The 18,942-nt window shown below is 55.3% G+C and carries 17 protein-coding genes; 5 read left to right on the top strand and 12 right to left on the bottom strand.

Annotation, left to right across the window (positions count from 1 at the left end):
- Positions 1–10: 10 nt before the first annotated feature.
- The 3 genes from AK59_RS0102210 to AK59_RS0102205 all read right to left on the bottom strand — a co-directional run bounded on the left by AK59_RS0102210 (position 11) and on the right by AK59_RS0102205 (position 1,566).
- Positions 11–415, bottom strand: coding sequence for a type II toxin-antitoxin system HicB family antitoxin (locus tag AK59_RS0102210; protein ID WP_013094943.1), 405 nt, complete (start codon positions 413–415; stop codon positions 11–13).
- A gap of 14 nt (positions 416–429) precedes the next feature.
- Positions 430–615, bottom strand: coding sequence for a type II toxin-antitoxin system HicA family toxin (locus AK59_RS1000000124140; protein ID WP_071843252.1), 186 nt, complete (start codon positions 613–615; stop codon positions 430–432).
- Between the two features lie 210 nt (positions 616–825).
- On the bottom strand, positions 826–1,566 hold the full coding sequence (locus AK59_RS0102205; protein WP_013094942.1) for a MipA/OmpV family protein: 741 nt from the start codon (positions 1,564–1,566) through the stop codon (positions 826–828).
- Between the two features lie 117 nt (positions 1,567–1,683).
- Between AK59_RS0102205 and AK59_RS0102200 the strand changes: the two genes are divergently transcribed.
- Positions 1,684–2,649, top strand: a complete 966-nt coding sequence (locus tag AK59_RS0102200; protein ID WP_072007018.1) for a LysR family transcriptional regulator — start codon at positions 1,684–1,686, stop codon at positions 2,647–2,649.
- On the opposite strand, the gene exaC is transcribed toward AK59_RS0102200, so the two are convergent.
- The 6 genes from exaC to AK59_RS0102170 form a co-directional block, all read right to left on the bottom strand.
- Complete coding sequence (gene exaC, locus AK59_RS0102195) at positions 2,646–4,184, bottom strand: acetaldehyde dehydrogenase ExaC (protein ID WP_020686520.1); 1,539 nt, start codon at positions 4,182–4,184, stop codon at positions 2,646–2,648. The two genes, AK59_RS0102200 and exaC, sit on opposite strands and share 4 nt — an antisense overlap.
- Positions 4,185–4,270: 86 nt before the next feature.
- Positions 4,271–6,118: a selenocysteine-specific translation elongation factor gene (gene selB, locus AK59_RS0102190; RefSeq protein ID WP_029881919.1), complete on the bottom strand. Its 1,848-nt coding sequence runs from the start codon at positions 6,116–6,118 to the stop codon at positions 4,271–4,273.
- A complete protein-coding gene (gene selA, locus AK59_RS0102185; RefSeq protein WP_029881918.1) occupies positions 6,115–7,500 on the bottom strand; it encodes an L-seryl-tRNA(Sec) selenium transferase in 1,386 nt (461 codons plus the stop codon). The genes selB and selA overlap by 4 nt, the downstream gene beginning before the upstream one ends.
- 103 nt (positions 7,501–7,603) lie before the next feature.
- A complete protein-coding gene (locus AK59_RS0102180) occupies positions 7,604–8,212 on the bottom strand; it encodes a glutathione S-transferase (RefSeq protein ID WP_013094937.1) in 609 nt (202 codons plus the stop codon).
- Between the two features lie 89 nt (positions 8,213–8,301).
- Entirely contained in the window at positions 8,302–9,438 is a 1,137-nt protein-coding gene (locus AK59_RS0102175; RefSeq protein ID WP_029881917.1) for an HlyD family secretion protein, read from the bottom strand.
- Positions 9,439–9,440: 2 nt separating this feature from the next.
- On the bottom strand, positions 9,441–9,797 hold the full coding sequence (locus tag AK59_RS0102170) for a DUF3302 domain-containing protein (RefSeq protein ID WP_029881916.1): 357 nt from the start codon (positions 9,795–9,797) through the stop codon (positions 9,441–9,443).
- A 659-nt stretch (positions 9,798–10,456) separates the two neighbouring features.
- Between AK59_RS0102170 and AK59_RS0102165 the strand changes: the two genes are divergently transcribed.
- From AK59_RS0102165 to AK59_RS0102150, 4 genes are all read left to right on the top strand, one after another.
- Entirely contained in the window at positions 10,457–12,364 is a 1,908-nt protein-coding gene (locus AK59_RS0102165) for a PTS mannitol transporter subunit IICBA (protein ID WP_020686515.1), read from the top strand.
- A gap of 102 nt (positions 12,365–12,466) precedes the next feature.
- Positions 12,467–13,615, top strand: coding sequence for a mannitol-1-phosphate 5-dehydrogenase (gene mtlD, locus AK59_RS0102160; RefSeq protein ID WP_013094932.1), 1,149 nt, complete (start codon positions 12,467–12,469; stop codon positions 13,613–13,615).
- Positions 13,612–14,202 (top strand): mannitol operon repressor MtlR, encoded by a 591-nt coding sequence (gene mtlR / locus AK59_RS0102155; RefSeq protein ID WP_029881915.1) that lies wholly within the window; start codon positions 13,612–13,614, stop codon positions 14,200–14,202. The genes mtlD and mtlR overlap by 4 nt, the downstream gene beginning before the upstream one ends.
- Before the next feature lie 58 nt (positions 14,203–14,260).
- Positions 14,261–14,623, top strand: a complete 363-nt coding sequence (locus tag AK59_RS0102150) for a YibL family ribosome-associated protein (protein ID WP_023621173.1) — start codon at positions 14,261–14,263, stop codon at positions 14,621–14,623.
- A gap of 33 nt (positions 14,624–14,656) precedes the next feature.
- On the opposite strand, the gene AK59_RS0102145 is transcribed toward AK59_RS0102150, so the two are convergent.
- The 3 genes from AK59_RS0102145 to AK59_RS0102135 are packed head-to-tail and all read right to left on the bottom strand — an operon-like array spanning position 14,657 to position 18,916.
- Positions 14,657–15,751 carry a fimbrial protein gene (locus AK59_RS0102145; RefSeq protein ID WP_029881914.1) on the bottom strand — a complete coding sequence of 365 codons (1,095 nt, stop codon included), beginning with the start codon at positions 15,749–15,751 and terminating at the stop codon, positions 14,657–14,659.
- A gap of 9 nt (positions 15,752–15,760) precedes the next feature.
- Positions 15,761–18,241, bottom strand: coding sequence for a fimbria/pilus outer membrane usher protein (locus AK59_RS0102140; RefSeq protein ID WP_029881913.1), 2,481 nt, complete (start codon positions 18,239–18,241; stop codon positions 15,761–15,763).
- Positions 18,242–18,244: 3 nt separating this feature from the next.
- On the bottom strand, positions 18,245–18,916 hold the full coding sequence (locus tag AK59_RS0102135; protein ID WP_029881912.1) for a fimbrial biogenesis chaperone: 672 nt from the start codon (positions 18,914–18,916) through the stop codon (positions 18,245–18,247).
- Positions 18,917–18,942: the final 26 nt, after the last annotated feature.

Below are 18,942 nucleotides of genomic sequence, written 5' to 3'. Positions count from 1 at the left end.
AGAGGGATCGTTAAGGCAGCACGCGACGCGCTGCCTCAGCAAGAAAAGCGCTTCGGTTACTAAACTGCGGATGCTCATTCACAAAAGAATCAATTTTCACCAGCAATCGACGAGGCAGGGTGATATTGATACGCTCGGCCTTACCGTCGAATTGCTTCATATTGATATCTACAAGCAACCATTGTCCGCCGATAAAATCACCCGGTGTGGCTTCAAGATGTGCTTCAACATTGCCAGGGAGAGGTAACTCTTCATCCATTTCAAATAGCGCTTCGAAGTGAGCTGTCAGTGCATCACGTGCATCCTGAAAAGCATCATCCAGAGAATTGCCGGCAAAAAAACAACCAGGAACGTCAGGAAAAAAACCGCTGGCGCTACCGTCGGGATCAGAATGAATGTAAGCCGGATAAAACATAACTACTCCTGATATCAGTGTTTGATTCCCGCCTGCCGCCAGATTTGCGCGAGGGTGCCGGGTTTTATGTCCTTTTTGGGATGTGGAACGGTCACCAACCCCGCATGTACTGGGTGGCGAAACTGATGATGGCTTCCTTTCGTTCTTACACATTTCCAGCCATGCCTGACCAGAACAGTAATGACATCCGCACTTTTCACATTCCAATCCTTCCATGATTATACACATCATACACACCATCGCTACTGGTGCAGATGACAATAGACGAAAGGAAATGCAAACGCAGCCGGGTTTTGTCTGAACAGGAAGGAGCAACGCAAAAAGAAAAGCGGAACAGGTAAATTGCAGATCGAAATACAGGCGCTATCACAACGCCGGGTAAGGCGAAGCCGCCACCCGGCGTTACAGCATCAGAAGCGCCAGCTCAGCCCGGTCATCAGCGCGAAGCTGTCGTCGCGGTCGATCATCGGGCTGTTCTTCACGTCGTCAGGCAATACGGTATAAACCGCGCTGGCGTTAAGGAACAGGTTCTGGGTTAACTGATATTTTGCCGCCAGACCCACGTATGGCGTCCAGCTGTCACCTGCGGCGTATTCATTGAGACCTGAGCGGCGAGACTCGCTGCCGGAAACCCCGTAGTAGTAGTCGTTATAGCTCTCGTCACTGTAGAAAATGCCCACAGATGGCGTCAGCGTGAGGCGTTCCATGCGGATGGGGCGGAAGTACGAAATCTCACCGACTACGCCACCGCTTTCATCCATCGCATCGCCGGAAACGGCCACTTTCAGCGAGCCCCAGTTTTCATGGCGGTAATAGGCGCCACCCAGGAAAGCAGACGCTTTACGCTCATCCAGATGTTTCATCTGAGGGTCGTCGTTATCGTCGGGATCAAAATGCAGCGGCATCCACGACGCGGTCAGGCTAAATTCATTTTTTTCGTCTTTCCACAGGATCCATCCACCTGTGGTCTGGCGCACATAGAATCGGTCACCTTCATAGCTAATTAACGGAACCGCGGTGGTATTTTCATTATACCCTTTATAAGGTGACTCATTAAATACAGCCCCCGCGCCAAGTGAAAAGTCACCGGCCATTGCGGATGAGGTCGCAAATAACGTGGCAGCGATGAGTAAATTGTTTTTAATAGTCATTCCATGTAATCCATTTAAACGCCAAACAAGCGAGGCGAATAATAATGGTTACAAATTTGCGTATGCAACGCCGCTGTTTATATAATATTATATATAAAATCATATAGATGGGTGGGCATGATGAATAAATTACAACTAAAACCCCGTGAATTAAAAATAATTTCCGTCATCGCCGCTACCCACAGCATTGGCGACGCCGCCGCCCTGCTGGGCATGGCACAGGCCAACGTCAGTAAATATCTCTCTGATTTTGAAACACGAGTCGGTCTCAAGGTCTTTGAGCGTACCACCCGTCAGCTTGCGCTAACGCAGTTTGGTGAGGCCTTGCTTCCTTACGTGAACGCCACGCTGGATAAAAATAGTCAGCTTATTAATTTTATTGCCGATTATAAGCATGAAAAGCGTGGAAAGGTGACGATTTATGCCCCGACAGGCATCGTGACCTATCTCTCTCGTCATGTGATCCACCAGATAAAAGATATTGGCGATATTCGTATTTCGCTGAAAACATACAATCTGGACCGCAATGAATTTTCTGAGGGGGTGACCTTTCCGGATGACTGCGATATTTTAATTACCTATGCTCAGCCGAAAGATGAAAGTCTGGTCGCAAGTGTATTAACCCAATATTCCGTTACCGCCTTCGCGACCGAAGAGTATTTAAATCAGCACCCGTTAAACGGCCCGGAAGATTTAATTCATCACTCCTGTATTTTAATCGACTCCATGCTGGTGGATGATGCTAACATCTGGCGGTTCCGCGTTCATGGCAGTGATGATGTACAGGATTACCGGGTTACCGGGAATTATATTTGCGACAATACGCAAACTGCCCTGGAGCTGCCGAGGAATAATCTCGGTATCGTCTTTGCGCCGAAAGAGAGCCTGAGAAAAGAGTTAAAAAACGGTTCACTGGTTCCCTGCTTCCCGCATCAGGAAGAGTGGTGGCTGGATCTGACGGCCATCTTCCGCAAGCGTGAATACCAGCCATGGCGCGTGCAATATGTTCTGGATGGCGTACTGAATAATCTTCGCCAGCAAATAGCTCAGGCCGCCCACGGACGGCCTGAGCTGGATGACTAGAACAGCCCCAGCGGTTTATCGGAGTAGCTGACCAGCAGGCATTTCGTCTGCTGATAATGCTCCAGCATCATTTTGTGCGTTTCACGCCCGATGCCTGACTGCTTATAGCCCCCAAAGGCCGCGTGCGCCGGGTAGGCGTGATAACAGTTGGTCCATACGCGTCCGGCCTGGATCCCTCGGCCCATTTTATACGCCAGATTGCCGTTGCGGCTCCAGACGCCCGCCCCCAGGCCATACGGCGTATCGTTGGCAATCTCCAGCGCCTCCTCCATCGTTTTGAAGGTGGTCACGGCCAGCACCGGTCCAAAAATTTCCTCCTGGAAAACGCGCATGTTGTTTTTGCCAGACAGAATGGTCGGCTCAAGGTAATACCCTTCCTGCAGATCGCCACCGAGCACTTTACGGCGTCCACCGGTGAGGACATCCGCCCCTTCTTTTTTGCCGATATCAATGTAATTGAGGATGGTTTCCAGCTGTCCATGCGACACCTGCGCGCCCATCTGCGTCACGTTATCTAGCGGGTTACCGCTGCGTATCGACTCCACGCGGCGAATGGCCCGTTCCATAAAGCGCTCATAGATGGACTCCTGCACCAGCGCGCGGCTTGGGCAGGTGCAGACTTCGCCCTGGTTAAAGGCAAACAGCGCAAACCCTTCCAGCGCTTTATCGAAGAAGGCGTCCTCTTCCGCCATTACGTCCTCGAAGAAGATGTTTGGGGATTTTCCGCCCAGCTCCAGCGTCACCGGAATGATGTTCTGGGTGGCGTACTGCATGATCTGCTGACCCACTTCCGTCGAGCCGGTAAACGCCACTTTGGCGATGCGTTTTGAGGTCGCCAGATATTCCCCAATCTCCCCCCCGGCCCCGTTGACCACGTTAATCACCCCCGGGGGCAGCAGGTCACCGATAATGTCCATCAGCAGCAGTACTGAAAGCGGCGTTAAGCGGGCCGGTTTCAGCACAATGCAGTTCCCGGCCGCCAGCGCGGGCGCCATTTTCCAGCTCGCCATCAGCAACGGGAAGTTCCACGGGATAATCTGCCCCACCACGCCCAGCGGTTCGTGGAAGTGATACGCCACGGTGTCGCTATCGACTTCACTGATTCCCCCCTCCTGAGCACGAATACAAGAGGCAAAATAGCGAAAGTGGTCAATCGCCAGCGGCACATCGGCCGCCATCGTTTCACGGATCGGCTTGCCGTTATCCCAGGTTTCTGCCGTCGCCAGCAGCTCAAGATTTTGCTCCATCCGGTCGGCAATTTTGAACAGGATCGCCGCCCTGTCCTGCACGGAAGTCTGTCCCCATTTATCTTTGGCTTTATGCGCCGCATCCAGCGCCAGATCGATATCGCGCTTGCCTGAGCTGGCTATCTCGCACAGCGGCTGGCCGGTGACGGGAGTCAGGTTGGAATAGTATTCGCCGTCGACGGGTGCCACCCAGTCGCCGCCAATAAAGTTGTCATAACGGGGTTTTAGCTTGAGAGGGAAACCGTACTCGCCTGGCTGAATGCGTGAAGAGGGAGGATTGTTTGTCATGACCGTCTCCTTGCTGTTGGTGTACAACAAGGGTAGTACCGGCTGGTGATTTTATCGCCAGCCGGGAGTGGTGTTTACGACAGGGGTCACGCTGTTTCTGGAAAGAGCAACGAATCCCGTAATAAATGGTCGTTACCGCGACGGCGGGTAAAACCGATGCGGTTGAAATATTCCAGGATCTGAATGGCAAGCTTTCGCCCCACGTTCAGACGATCGCGGAAATCAGCCGCACAGGTGGAGCCTCGCGCCTGATCCAGTTCGCGGATCAGGCTGGCAAACGCGACGATACGATCGTTGCGGTAATAACGATCTTTCACGATCGCAACGATGAGCCCCTGCTGCGCGGCATGGCGCAATACCTGGCGCATCACCTGCTCGTCGGTATTCGTTTCACGGGCGAGATCGCGAACCCACCAGGGCTCATCGCCAAACAGAGGGGCCGCTTTTTGCCAGATTGCCTCTTGCTCTGCGGTGAACCCGGCTTTGTGATCCGGCAGATGCAGCCAGCCGTGGTGGCTTTTGATCACGCCGCTTTCACGCATGTTTTCTATCAGCAACAGCACCAGCGCATCGTCTTCCATTGGCAGCGCCATACGACGCAGGCGCTCGCGCCCCGGGCCAGGTTCATCCTGATGCTGTTCATGGTAGGTGCCGAGCGTGTTTAACACCTTACGCTGCCAGCACGCCGCAACCGGCGCGTTCAGCAGGTTATTACCGGCCTGGATAAATCCCGGCTGCTGGGTCAGCGGGAGGAGGCCTTCGTTGCTGAGCTGTCGTGCCCAGGCGAAGTCGGTCAGGTTCACCGCACCGCGTTCAAGATGCACCTCCAGCGCAGCCTTATCGTTACTGGCCTGCGCCAGTGCCGACAGCCACTGCAAATACTCCGGTTTACGCTTCCCGCGACGCGGCGGGTTGAGCGTCACCACCCGCGCCCCGGCCAGCGTTTCTCGCGCCGAAATATCACGCAGCACCAGACGGTCATTATCTGCCAGCCAGAGTGGCGTATCGAAAACCAGTTCAGCGAGATCGTTTTCCAGCAGCGACACGCGCCCGGTGATATGGCTGGCCGCATGGTGGATATGCAGCGGCTGCCACTGACTGAGCGGGATATGCGTCTGCAGGGAGACAATCACCCGCTCAGACGGTTCTGGCGGCGCCTCAGACAGCAGCCAGTCGCCGCGGTTTAGCTGCGCTTTCTCCGCATCGCCGGCAATATTGAGGGCGATACGCTGCCCGGCATGGGCATGATCAACGGGCTGGTTTTGTGCATGCAACCCGCGCACCCGCATCGGCTTGTTAATACCCGTCAGCCATACGGTATCGCCCACCTTCACTTCCCCACTCAGGGCAGTACCGGTCACCACCAGACCCGCACCTTTAACGGTAAACGCCCTGTCGATGGCCAGACGAAAGCGATGATGGCTGGCATGTTCCCGCGACGAAAGCTGCTGCAAATGGTGGCGAAGTGCGTCGATCCCGCGCCCTTCTGTGGCGACTGTTTCAAACAGCGCAGCATCGGTAAAGCCATATTCGCGCAACGTGGCCTGCACCGCCTCGCGCACCTCGTTAATACGCGTCGCGTCCACACGATCGGCTTTGGTCAGCGCCACGGTTAGCTGTGGATTGCCCGTCAACTGCAGGATCGCCAGGTGTTCACGCGTTTGTGCCATAACGCCGTCATCACAGGCCACCACCAGCAGGGCATGGTCAATACCTCCGACCCCCGCCAGCATGTTGGAAAGAAACTTTTCGTGTCCGGGGACGTCAATAAAGCCCAGCACGCGGCCATCGGGTTGCGGCCAGTAGGCATAACCCAGATCGATGGTCATACCGCGCTTTTTCTCTTCCGGCAGGCGGTCGGCATTCACGCCCGTGATGGCCTGCAACAAGGTGGTTTTTCCGTGGTCAACATGACCGGCGGTGGCAATAATCATTTCAACAGCATCTCCAGAAATCGCTCTTCATCTTCAAGACAGCGTAGATCCAGCCACATTCGGCCATCGTAAATTCGCCCGATAACCGGCGTAGGCAGAGCACGCCAGCGCGCAGAGAGCGCATCAAGCCTGCTGCCGCGGCCATCGCGCGGGGTGAAGGTCAGGGCCGCGCTGGGCAGCCGATCCACCGGTAACGAGCCACTGCCAATTTGCGACTGGCAGGACTCAATGCGCACGTCGAAATCGGCGTAATGCGACGCGACATTCGGCAACAGTAACTCGGCCTGCGCGCGAATCGAGGCGGCATCACGCGTTAACAGACGCAGCGTTGGCAGGCGTTCCGCCAGTTTCTCCGGGTGGAGATAGAGCCGCAGCGTCGCGTCCAGCGCGGCAAGCGTCATTTTATCGGCACGCAGGGCGCGCTTCAGCGGATGCTGCTGCAGTTTCGCAATCAATTCACGCTTACCGACGATGATCCCGGCCTGCGGCCCGCCCAGCAGCTTATCACCGGAAAAACTGACCAGGCTAACGCCCGCCGCAATCATCTCCTGCACCATCGGCTCTTTCGGCAGACCATACTGGCTCAGATCCACCAGCGAGCCGCTGCCGAGATCGGCAACGACCGGCACATTCAGCTCCTGGCCTATCGCCGCCAGCTCGGCCTCTTCAACGGTTTTAGTGAACCCTTCGATATGATAATTACTGGTGTGGACCTTCATCAGCAGGGCGGTGTTTTCATTAACCGCCGCACGGTAATCTTTCGCATGGGTCCGGTTAGTGGTACCCACCTCATGCAGGGTACAGCCCGCCTGGCGCATCACGTCCGGGATGCGAAACGCGCCGCCAATCTCCACCAGTTCGCCGCGCGAGACGACCACCTCTTTGCCGCTGGCGGTCGCTGCCAGCATCAACAGGACCGCCGCCGCGTTGTTATTCACAATGCAGGCATCTTCAGCACCGGTGAGCTGGCAAAGCAGATCCGCCAGGGCCCGATCACGATGCCCGCGTCCTGCACCGTCGAGATCGTACTCCAGCGTGACAGGCGAACGCATGGCCTGCGTTACGGCATCTACCGCCTCTTCCGCCTGCTGCGCACGCCCGAGATTGGTATGCAGGACTGTCCCCGTCAGGTTAATCACCGGGCGCAACGCGCTTTGCCCTTTCTCAACCAGCCTCTGTTCCAGCTCCTGCTCCCACGCCACGCACCAGCCGGGCAAGGCATTTTCTGCCTGAATATGGCGCCGGGCCTCGTCCTGAAGCAGACGTAACATCTCAACCGTCGCGGTATGGCCGAACCGCTCGACAGCGGAATGAATAAGGGGTTCTCGAAGGAGTCGGTCGGTAGCGGGGATCTGGCTGTACAGGGAGTGATGAGTAGTCATGAAAGCGCCTGGCGAGTAAATATCATCCCCCCTCCCGACGGGAGAGGGAGTTAACATGTGGAGGGATTGTACCGCCTCCTGATGCGAAGTGTTATAACCCGCGTCAAGCCTTTGGCGGTTCGGTACGGGCGAAGCTCTCGCGCTGGAAGAGCGTTTCGGCGAGCTTCACCAGCAGCGGACGGTCGACGCACCAGCCAGGGGAGACGCGACGAAAGTTGAGATAACCAATGGCGCAGGCGATAGCAATCGTCGCCAGATTCAGGCTATCCGTTGCTATTTTGCCCTCCTGGATGAGCTGCTCGCACCTGTCCAGGCTGCGGCTGATTTTCTCTCGCTGGCGCAGCAGCTCCGTTTCCGACTGCTGAGCAACGGGCCTTGCCTGCTCGCGCACGGAAGTTAACGCCGCATCCATGATGCCATCGGCCAGCGCTTCAATTTGCTTCACTGCCAGGGCCGCCTTCGGATCTGCCGGTAACATGGCTGGCGCAACGCCGAGCAGCTCGATGTACTCAGCGATAATCGGGGAATCAAACCAGTATTCGCCCTCGTCCGTTACCAGCGCCGGGACTTTCCCCAGCGGGTTGTACTGCGCAACGCCGTTTTCGGCGTTATAGGGCTGTTCATTAACGAATTCAAATTCAATCCCTTTCTCCAGCAGGAGAATCGAGATCTTTCGCACGAAGGGACTGGTGTAGCTGCCGATGAGTTTCATTGCCTGATCCTTGATGCCAGAAAAAGTCAGTATGGATCAAGCGCTGAAAAAAGGGCAGGTATGCATGTCGCATTCCTGCCCGGCGAGGATTAATGATCAAGATAGAGATAGTGCATCCAGCTGGTCATGCGCAGCAGGACTTTACGCATCACCGAGACGTGCGCGAAATGGTCGGAATAGACCGCCACCTGCGCGTAAATACCGTCCGGCAACGCATCAACGTCGGCGTTAGGCTCCAGTTCTATCAGCGCCTGCACGCCATCCGTTCCCGGTGTTACCGTTAGCGATTGCAGCGCCCCCTGCGCCTGATATGAGCCCCCTGGCACCACCGGCAGAATGCTGGTGAGCTTGCCGGAGAAGACCTGCCCCGGCAGGGCGTTAAACACCACTTCCGCTTCATCGCCCGGCTTCAGACGCAGCAGCGAGTTCTGACGGAACTGGGCCACAATCTGGCGTTTCTGTTCAGGAATAAAGACCATGACCGGACGCAGCGGCAGCGCGGCGGCATACGTCCCCGGGCGAATCAGCACCTGGGTGATGTAGCCATTGCTCGGCGCACGTACCACGGTCTGATCCAGGTTGTATTTGGCTTCGGCCAGCTGGGCGCGTAAAGAGGCTATCTGCGACTGTTCGCCGTTCACCATGCTGTCTAACTGGCTTTTGATCTGCGTCTGTTCCGCCACTGAACCTTTTACCAGCGCGTCCTGAGCCAGATAGTTCTGCCGCGCGTTGTCGATATCGCTCTCAGAGAACGGGTTTACCTTCGCCTGGCTGCCTTTGAGATAGCGCTGGTAATCTTTATACAGACGGTCCCGCTCGGCGGACACGCGCGTGGTGTTGGCTACTGCTTCAGACAACTGCGCTTTGAGCACGTAGATATTGTGCGTCGCGGTCACCAGGTCGGCCTGCAGTCTGTCGACCCGTGCCTGATAGCGGCCCGGATCAAGTTTAAATAACACTTCGCCTTTTTTAATAAGCTGGTTATTTTTATCAGTGACTTCGCTGACCACGCCGGTCACCTGCGGCGTAATCGGAATGGAAATAACCGCTTTTTGCGCCGTAAACGTATACGGGTGGTTATAGTTCATTAATAAAATAAGGCCCGCCACAATAAATACCCCACCTAATGTGGCGGTGGCGAGCGTCCACTGATTGACCGGAATACGGAATATTTTAAAAATCGCCCAGGCAAACGCCACGTAGGTCAAAATAATCAACAGATCCATAATTAGCGCTCCAGCGTTTTCGTATCAGCAGTGGGCTGTACCGCTGCCAGCTTTTGTTCTAATTCGGCCACGCGTTTGGTCAGCGCATCCATACCCGGCACCTCATCAGCTTTGGTGATGTGGTTTTGCATGCCCCAACCGCGATCTTCCCGGTACAGCGTGGCCCAGATCCACAGGAACGGCCAGATGGCATGGAGCGTAAACAGGCTAATCCAGCCCGCCGTGTGGATTGCATCGGCATGGGGATGATTACGCTTTTTGGCCATGTTATAGGGGATGTCATGAATGGCGATGATTCCGTAAAACAGAACCAGAAAAACAAAAATCAATACGCCCAGCGCAAAATAGTTGAGAAACATATTCTCCTCACTTAAACAACGTCAACTCATTAAATTAATAAAACAGTACGCAACCTAATTAATTTATTTTTAAACATAAAAGGTAGACTGGTTATTTCAGAGCCGGGGAGTATCGGTTTTTATAATATCTCCATGCAAGTTTATAAACGTGTCAAAATATATCCTGAATAATAATATACTTAACCTTACATTATGAGCGTAATCCACGTTTTCGCTTTTCGCCATACCACACATGAAAAGTGGTTTTTTAGCTTTGCGTGTTGCCCAGAACCATCGTGACGCTCATTCGTCAGGCAGAATTTGCCGCCGATCACAGCCGGAGAAATCCGCATAAAAATTTTTTGTGAATTAAATCACAACTCAGAAACAAACTCGCGACAACTAAATGTGATACATCTCACAAAAACAGGGGTGTTTTGCCGATTTTCTCCCCATTGTGTTTTTTTTAGACTGTGGTTTTGTGATTCAGATCACCTCATTTCCCGCCACACCCCCTGCATTTACGTGATTGTGATCACACAATTTTTCGCCGTCTGGACAGTTGAACGATTCAGTGCCAGATTTCACAGCATCAGAACAGGGCCCGGCTACCTCTGCCGCCTCATTAACAATAAACCTCGGGCCGCAAGCCTAAGCGTAAACAGAAGAAGGGGTGTTTTATGTCATCCGATTTCAAGATCAAAGTTCAAAGCTTTGGTCGTTTCCTCAGCAATATGGTGATGCCAAATATCGGCGCGTTTATCGCGTGGGGTATCATCACTGCATTATTCATTCCGACAGGGTGGTTGCCTAACGAAACGCTGGCGAAACTTGTTGGCCCAATGATTACTTACCTGCTGCCGCTGCTCATCGGTTATACCGGTGGTCGTCTGGTGGGCGGTGACCGTGGTGGCGTAGTGGGTGCCATCACAACCATGGGTGTTATCGTCGGTGCGGATATGCCGATGTTTCTCGGTGCGATGATCGCCGGTCCTCTGGGTGGCTGGGCGATTAAGAAATTCGACGTTTGGGTTGATGGCAAAATCAAATCCGGCTTCGAGATGCTGGTGAACAACTTCTCTGCGGGCATCATCGGGATGATCCTCGCGATTCTGGCGTTCCTCGGCATTGGCCCGGCAGTTGAAGTCCTGTCCAAGATTCTGGCGGCGGGCGTTAACTTCATGGTGGCGCACGACATGCTGCCGCTGGCGTCTATCTTTGTTGAACCGGCGAAAATCCTGTTCCTGAACAACGCCATTAACCACGGTATCTTCTCACCGCTGGGTATTCAGCAGTCTCATGACCTCGGCAAGTCCATCTTCTTCCTGATTGAAGCGAACCCGGGTCCGGGTATGGGCGTTCTGCTGGCGTACATGTTCTTTGGTCGCGGCAGCGCGAAGCAGTCTGCTGGCGGTGCGGCTATCATTCACTTCCTGGGCGGTATTCACGAAATTTACTTCCCGTACGTGCTGATGAACCCACGTCTGATCCTGGCCGTTATCCTCGGCGGTATGACCGGTGTGTTCACCCTGAGCGTGCTGAACGGTGGTCTGGTTTCTCCGGCGTCTCCGGGCTCTATCCTGGCGGTACTGGCAATGACGCCGAAAGGTGCCTATTTTGCTAACATCGCGGCTATCTGTGCGGCAATGGCGGTCTCCTTCGTAGTCGCTTCTATCCTGCTGAAAACCAGCAAAGTGAAAGAAGATGACGATATCGAAGCGGCCACCCGTCGTATGCACGACATGAAAGCCGAGTCCAAAGGCGCAACGCCGCTGTCAGCGGGTGATGTTTCTAACGACCTGAGCCACGTGCGTAAAATCATCGTTGCCTGTGATGCCGGTATGGGTTCCAGCGCAATGGGTGCCGGCGTGCTGCGTAAGAAAGTGCAGGATGCAGGCCTGACCAATATCTCAGTGACCAACAGCGCCATTAACAGCCTGCCACCGGATGTTGACCTGGTGATTACGCACCGTGACCTGACCGAACGTGCCATGCGCCAGGTACCGCAGGCACAGCATATTTCGCTGACCAACTTCCTCGACAGCGGCCTGTACACCAGCCTGACTGAACGTCTGGTGGCCGCACAGCGTCACGAAGACAACGAAGTGAAAGTGCGGACCAGCCTGCAGGACAGCTTTGACGAGAGCAATGCTCACCTGTTTAAGCTGGGCGCGGAGAACATCTTCCTCGGTCGTACCGCAGCCACCAAAGAAGAGGCAATTCGCTTTGCCGGTGAGCAGCTGGTAAAAGGCGGCTACGTTCAGCCTGAATATGTCGACGCGATGCTGGAACGCGAAAAACTGACGCCAACCTACCTGGGCGAATCCATCGCGGTGCCGCACGGTACGGTGGAAGCGAAAGACCGCGTGCTCAAAACCGGCGTGGTCTTCTGCCAGTATCCTGATGGCGTGCGCTTCGGTGAAGAAGAAGACGACATTGCCCGTCTGGTGATTGGTATCGCCGCTCGCAATAACGAGCACATCCAGGTGATTACCAGCCTGACCAACGCGCTGGATGATGAGTCCGTCATCGAGCGTCTGGCACAGACTGAAAGCGTTGAAGAAGTGCTGGCACTCCTCAACAAATAACAGCGTATCTTCCCTCTCCCTTTTGGGGAGAGGGCTAGGGTGAGGGGTATACGTTCCTCACCCCAGCCCTCTCGGGTAAAAACATTGATAAAGGTTAACACTATGAAAGCATTACATTTTGGCGCAGGTAATATCGGTCGTGGCTTTATCGGCAAACTGCTGGCAGACGCGGGCATTACGCTGACATTCGCCGATGTGAATCAGGTCGTTCTGGATGCCCTGAATGCCCGTCATAGCTACCAGGTACACGTGGTGGGAGAAAACGAGCAGGTTGAAACGGTCTCTGGCGTCAACGCGGTAAGCAGCATTGGCGACGATGTTATCGACCTCATCGCCAGCGTTGACCTGGTGACCACCGCGGTGGGCCCGGTGGTACTTGAGCGCATCGCGCCTGCGGTCGCAAAAGGCCTGGCAAAACGTAAAGCGCAGGGCATCGATACCCCGCTGAACATCATTGCCTGTGAAAATATGGTGCGTGGCACCACGCAGTTGAAAGGTCACGTTCTGGCCGCCGTTGCGGACGAAGACAAAGCCTGGGTTGAAGCGCACGTTGGCTTCGTGGATTCCGCCGTTGACCGTATCGTTCCGCCGTCAGAATCTGCAACTAACGACCCGCTGGAAGTGACGGTAGAAACCTTCAGCGAGTGGATCGTGGACAAAACCCAATTTAAAGGCGCGCTGCCGACCATTCCAGGTATGGAATTAACGGATAACCTGATGGCATTTGTGGAACGTAAACTCTTCACGCTGAACACGGGTCATGCTATAACCGCGTACCTCGGAAAATTGGCCGGTCATCAGACTATTCGTGATGCGATCCTCGACGAGAAGATCCGCGCGGTGGTAAAAGGGGCAATGGAAGAGAGCGGCGCGGTGCTGATCAAACGCTACGGTTTTGATGCTGATAAACACGCAGCATACATCCAGAAAATCCTCGGTCGTTTTGAAAACCCGTATCTGAAAGATGACGTTGAGCGCGTGGGCCGCCAGCCATTGCGTAAGCTGAGCGCGGGCGATCGCCTGATTAAGCCGCTGCTGGGTACGCTGGAATACGGCCTGCCGCACGCCAACCTGGTGAAAGGGATTGCCGCCGCGATGCACTACCGCAGCGAGCAGGATCCGCAGGCGCAGGAGCTGGCTCAGCTGATTGATGACCAGGGCGCACAGGCTGCGCTGGCGCAGATTTCCGGTCTGGACGCCAACAGCGACGTGGTTGCGGAGGCGGTTAACGCATATAACGCAACCAAATGATGCACAGTGAGGCGCAGGTGATCCTGCGCCCTGATTACAGATTGTCAGATATGCAGGCAATAATGGAACAAACCCAGGCCTTTGAAAATCGTGTGCTTGAGCGTCTGAATGCTGGCAAAACCGTACGAAGTTTCCTGATTACCGCCGTCGAGTTGTTAACCGAGGCGGTGAATATCCTGGTACTTCAGGTGTTTCGCAAAGACGACTACGCGGTAAAATATGCTGTAGAACCGTTACTGGACGGCGACGGACCGCTGGGCGATTTATCCGTGCGTCTGAAGCTGATTTATGGTCTTGGCGTGCTGAACCGGCAAGAGTATGAAGATGCGGAGCTATTGATGGCGCTGCGCGAAGAGCTCAATCATGACGGTAATGAGTACACCTTTACCGATGACGAGATCCTTGGCCCCTTCGGCGAGCTGCATTGCGTTACCGCGCTCCCCCATGCCCCCCATTTTGATAACAGCGACCCGGAACTGTACGCCATGCAAAAGCTGCGTTATCAACAGGTTGTCCGTTCCACGATGGTTCTTTCCCTGACTGAGCTGATTTCCCGAATCAGCTTAAAAAAAGCGTTTCAGAAGTAAGCCTGCTCACATTGGTGTATCCTTCCCTCTAAATTCCCCGTTTTCAGAGTTATTTGTCATGAAAGAAGTCGAAAAGAACGAAATTAAACGCCTGAGCGACCGCCTGGATCTGATCCGCCATCAGATGGCCGGTCTCTCGCTGGTAGACTCCGCCGAGAAGTACGCCGAGCTTGAGAAAGAGACCGCGAAGCTGGAAGCGGAGATCGAGCGCCTGCGCGAAGTGAAAAGCCAGAAGCTGAGTAAAGAAGCGCAGAAGCTGATGAATATGCCGCACCGCCGCGCCATTACCAAAAAAGAGCAGGCCGATATGGGCAAGCTGAAGAAAAGCGTACGGGGTCTGGTGGTGGTCCACCCGATGACCGAGCTTGGCCGCGAGATGGGCCTGAAAGAGATGACGGGTTTTTGTAAGACGGCGTTCTGATCGGTCTCCCCTGCCGCAGCGGCAGGGGAACACTCAGTTGTAAATCAGGTTAAACGTGGCCATCGCATCCGCTTTTCCCGCCGTCACGTTCTCTTCTGTCTGAATATAATGCGCATCAAACCAGAAGGTCTGCGTCTGGTTATCTCCCACCTGCCCAAGCGCCGACACCTGCGGGGTGTTCCACGGCACCACCTGCCCCTGAACCGAGCCGGTATTGTCGCCATAAAGCAGTTCGATCCCGACGCCGCTGGCGCTGTCCTGCTGCTTCGTTAACGCCAGCGCCCGATCGTTGCCCGGCGTGGTATCGCCGAAAAAGCCCATCTTCACCGTCGTGTTATTTTCACAGGTCACCGGAATGCTGAAGCGTCCGCCACCGGCGCGGGAGCCTGTGCCGTGAAATTCACGCTGGCTTACGGTTCCCATCGGCACCAGAATGCTGCGGGAACCAACGGAACAGCTGGTATGCCTGACCGTGAAGCTGGCGAGACGGATCTGCACCGGTGTCGCGACGCTGGTCGCGCTGGCTTTGTTTTCTCCCGCCTGTAATATCAGCGATCCGACGTTTTGCTCCTGGGAGTTGGCGTTATCATCAGGCATGGCGCTGGACGTCGGTATTTTGTAAAACACCACCCAGAACTGCATCTTATAGGTTGAGGCGCTGGCAAAAGCAGGATTCTGTGAGGCGTCGCAGATACGGCGTGACTCGTTGCCGTCCACCGGGCTGGTGCCGTCAATATACCGCACAGCATCCGCACCACAGTACTGCTGCTCGCGGAACCCGAGCGCGTAGCCGATGCCTTCAATCTGGGTTTTGTAGACGTGCCGCGACGCACCGTCTTCCCCCACCACGGTGCCGACGGGATTATCCATCTCGACAAATCCGATACTTCGCCAGGCGTCATTTCCGCCATCGCAGCTGTAAAAATCCGCCCCGGTAGACTGTATCGGCGCGGAAACCGGCGTCCAGTCCGCTGTGCCAGGAGCATATCCAATGGCGTAGGGTACCTGGACAACCCACTGATTGCGCGTGGTGTGGCAGGGCGAGGCCTGGGCGTGCACATGAAAACTCAGCATGCCAAAAAGAGAAAGTAGACTGAGGTAGAAAACCCATTGAATAAAGTGACGCATAATATTCCTCTAGTGGCACTCAAGAGACAGCGTAGCGATGCCGGGAGCCATATGAACCGCCCCCAGTTTGAACGGCGTCTGGCACTGACGCGGCTCTCCGTCTTCATACCAGGTTACGCGCAGCGTGCCGCGCTCTGGTACTCCGCTCAGGTAAGCCTGACCGCCGTCAGCCACCATGCTTCGGTTGGCTGAACGACGTTTTTGCTCCACCACCTCGGCCTGGGCGCCAAATGGCAATGGCTCGCCGTGGTATCGCAGGGAGAACAGCACGCGATAGCCAATGTGCGTTGCGTAATTAGCAAGCACCACCGCGCCGCTGGTGGGAACGAGCGTCAGACCGCTCTGCTCAACGTCGACGTTTTCGCCAAGCGTCGCCGTATCAAGATTGACAGTATTCTTACGATAGGCCGAAAGCGCGGGCATAACCGCGTAGCCGCGACTGTCGGTATGGATGCCGCTGTAGCCCTCCGGCTCAACGTTCGCCGCGCCAGGCACGCGCAGCAGGGCGACGCTATCGCCCAGCGGCTGGCTGAGCGTGACGCCATACTGCGTGGCGATAACGCCCCCGGCGAGGCCGAGACTGGCATTATCGCCGTTTCGGCTGCGATCATAACCGAGGCTTACGTTGCCGTAGCCGCCGTTGTATTGCAGCGCCAGACTGGTGCTGTCGGCTTGTCCCTCACTGGCTTTACTCTGCTGAACGCTATAGTTGAGGTTGCGGTTCGCCAGCGCGCTGCCGTTGAGTGACACCTGCTGCGTGGACATCCCACGGTTATTTTTATTGATGAAGTAACTCACCGAGCTGTCCGGTAGCCAGTTACCGAGCGGAATATTGATATTAAACGACACGGTGCGATCGGGATGTTGCTCGCGCGCTGAGTCGGTATAGTCATACCCCGCTCCCCATGAAATGCCCCGCCAGCTGGTGTACCAGCCAAGGTGTATGGTTTTATCCTGCCCGGAGGTGTGCCAGTAATCCTGCATCCACGCCGAAACGCTAAGACTGCCGAACTGCCCCAGCGTCTGTGAGAAGGTTATTTGCGAGCGGCTACGGCGGTTATTGAGCCGTAACTGCTGGCTGTCAGACTGATTCAGCTCGCTAAACTCATAAAAGTTGCGCGAAGCATAACGATAGCTCGCCAGATTGAAGGCGGTGCCGGTGGTATTAAAATCCTTCTGATACTGAACGCGCCACGCCTGCCCGATTACGCTTTTGCCGTCAGATAAACGGCTTTTTGCCAGCGTATCGTCAACGCCCAGCGAGCCGAACGCGCCAAACCCTCTGCCCACGCCAATGGCGCCGGCCTGGTAGTTATTCGCGGTACGAAAGCCGCCGTATACCGTCATACTGGAGAACAAGCCGTAGAAAAAAGCGCCTTCAACAAAGTCCGGCGACCGGGCATCGCTGGAGCCGGAGTGAAAGCGTCCGGCGTTGAGGCTGTATTTCAGGCTGCCCTGGCGCCGCATAAACGGCACCGCAGAATAAGGCTGGGTAAATACGCGTTTCGAGCCGTCGCTTTCCGTGATGGTCACCTGCAAATCGCCGCTTTGCGCGCCGGGGAACAGATCGTTAATAACAAACGGCCCGGCTGCTACCCAGGTTTCATAAATCACATAGCCATTTTGCGAAACAGAAACCCTGGCATAGCTGTGCGCGACGCCGCGAATTGTCGGCGCGAAGCCGCGCTGGCTGTCGGGTAACATACTCTCGCTGGATGAGAGCTGAACCCCGCGAAACGCCACGCTATCGAACAGGTCGCCGGCAGTCCAGGCATCGCCGATCCGCAGTTGGCTGTTCAGGCTGCGAATATCCCTGCTCAGCCAGCTGCTTTGTGACTGAAAACGATTGCCGCCCGCGTTGCTGTAGCTCCAGGCCGACGTATTACGCAGCCGCCACGGTCCCAGGTTTACGCCGTTACGCAGGCTAAGGTAGCTTGACGTCGTGTCGCCGTTTTGATGATGAGCCTGCCCCCCCGTGAGGCTGTAATCAACAAATGCCGCCGGAATACCGTCATCCCACTGCGAGGGGGGCACATAGCCACGGCTGCGGTGCGTCATCGCCGCCTGCGGCAGGCTGAGAAACAGGCGCTGCTGGTTAAAATCATAGGAGGTCCGCGCCGCCGGGATAAAATCGGCGATATGCGTGAAGGTCTCTCCCTCCTGCAACCGGGAAAGCGCCGGGATCGCCCCCACATTCACCCCGAGCGTCTCCAGCAGCGGCACGCTAAACACGGGCTGCAGGCTGCCTTTCTCATTGACGAAAGTAATCTCCTGATGCCGTTCCTCGCGTCCGTTAACCTCAATCGTTACGAGCCACGTGCCGGGCATCTGCCCGCCCTTTTCGGAGAAATAGTGCAGATCCGCCGTTTTCTGTTCGGCAGAAGAAAGCTCCAGCGCGGCGGGATCAAAATAATCCTCGGCCCATCCTGTACGGCTGAAGCTGAGCAGCAGCACCGAAAGTGGCGCATAACGAAACAGGCGAGAAGGCATGGTTTAAAGAGGCTGCGACCGGGTCGCGGTAATAGCGCCAAAATCATTAATAGCCGACCAGGTAACGCTGCCGGAGGTTGCCACAGGCCATTCGCGGGTTTCGCCTGGGCCGATCATGCCCGGTTGCTCAATGTTGTGCCCCGAGACGCTGAGGCGATAAAAAGAGACGTAGTACGGCGTCGGGTTGGTGGCCTCAAGCCCTTTCTGCGTCGTTGAGAACCTCACCTTTTGCCAGGCGGTTGCAGCATCGCCTTTCAGGTTTTCAGGGCGGTAGAAAATTTTAAATTTCGATTTAACGTTAATTTGTAATTCGTTGCTGCTCTCTTTTGGCTTTGGCGCAATGGCCTTAATATCGAGCCAAAATACGGATTCACGATCTGCGGGCAGCGGCGCGCCGGTATATTGAATACGAAGCGTATTGGTCTGATCCGGATCAAGCCTGAATAGTGGCGGCGTGACGATAAATGGCGCGGCGCGGTTTTTCCCTTCAGCGTCATTCTCAACCCACGACTGAATCAGATAGGGAACTGCACTTTCCATATTAGATACAGAAAATGCCACCTCCTTACTGTTTTGCGGGTATACGATCCGTGTTCCCCCCATTACTACGCCTGCGGAAACTGACGCAGAGCTAATCATTAATGCAGTGAGCATAATATACGACAAACGTTTCATCTCTATTATCTCTGGAGGTGGCTAAA

Source organism: Enterobacter sp. T1-1 (genome assembly GCF_000710795.1).
Lineage (GTDB): Bacteria > Pseudomonadota > Gammaproteobacteria > Enterobacterales > Enterobacteriaceae > Enterobacter > Enterobacter cloacae.
The sequence above is the reverse complement of the archived record's forward strand: the minus strand, read 5'-3'. Positions and strand labels throughout refer to the sequence as shown.

What these genes read in the sequence shown, in the direction of transcription:
- AK59_RS0102210 (WP_013094943.1), bottom strand. Translation starts at nt 415, where the DNA reads ATGTTTTATCCGGCTTACATTCATTCTGATCCCGACGGTAGCGCCAGC.
- AK59_RS0102205 (WP_013094942.1), bottom strand. Translation starts at nt 1,566, where the DNA reads ATGACTATTAAAAACAATTTACTCATCGCTGCCACGTTATTTGCGACC.
- AK59_RS0102200 (WP_072007018.1), top strand. Translation starts at nt 1,684, where the DNA reads ATGATGAATAAATTACAACTAAAACCCCGTGAATTAAAAATAATTTCC.
- exaC (WP_020686520.1), bottom strand. Translation starts at nt 4,184, where the DNA reads ATGACAAACAATCCTCCCTCTTCACGCATTCAGCCAGGCGAGTACGGT.
- selB (WP_029881919.1), bottom strand. Translation starts at nt 6,118, where the DNA reads ATGATTATTGCCACCGCCGGTCATGTTGACCACGGAAAAACCACCTTG.
- selA (WP_029881918.1), bottom strand. Translation starts at nt 7,500, where the DNA reads ATGACTACTCATCACTCCCTGTACAGCCAGATCCCCGCTACCGACCGA.
- AK59_RS0102180 (WP_013094937.1), bottom strand. Translation starts at nt 8,212, where the DNA reads ATGAAACTCATCGGCAGCTACACCAGTCCCTTCGTGCGAAAGATCTCG.
- AK59_RS0102175 (WP_029881917.1), bottom strand. Translation starts at nt 9,438, where the DNA reads ATGGATCTGTTGATTATTTTGACCTACGTGGCGTTTGCCTGGGCGATT.
- AK59_RS0102170 (WP_029881916.1), bottom strand. Translation starts at nt 9,797, where the DNA reads ATGTTTCTCAACTATTTTGCGCTGGGCGTATTGATTTTTGTTTTTCTG.
- AK59_RS0102165 (WP_020686515.1), top strand. Translation starts at nt 10,457, where the DNA reads ATGTCATCCGATTTCAAGATCAAAGTTCAAAGCTTTGGTCGTTTCCTC.
- mtlD (WP_013094932.1), top strand. Translation starts at nt 12,467, where the DNA reads ATGAAAGCATTACATTTTGGCGCAGGTAATATCGGTCGTGGCTTTATC.
- mtlR (WP_029881915.1), top strand. Translation starts at nt 13,612, where the DNA reads ATGATGCACAGTGAGGCGCAGGTGATCCTGCGCCCTGATTACAGATTG.
- AK59_RS0102150 (WP_023621173.1), top strand. Translation starts at nt 14,261, where the DNA reads ATGAAAGAAGTCGAAAAGAACGAAATTAAACGCCTGAGCGACCGCCTG.
- AK59_RS0102145 (WP_029881914.1), bottom strand. Translation starts at nt 15,751, where the DNA reads ATGCGTCACTTTATTCAATGGGTTTTCTACCTCAGTCTACTTTCTCTT.
- AK59_RS0102140 (WP_029881913.1), bottom strand. Translation starts at nt 18,241, where the DNA reads ATGCCTTCTCGCCTGTTTCGTTATGCGCCACTTTCGGTGCTGCTGCTC.
- AK59_RS0102135 (WP_029881912.1), bottom strand. Translation starts at nt 18,916, where the DNA reads ATGAAACGTTTGTCGTATATTATGCTCACTGCATTAATGATTAGCTCT.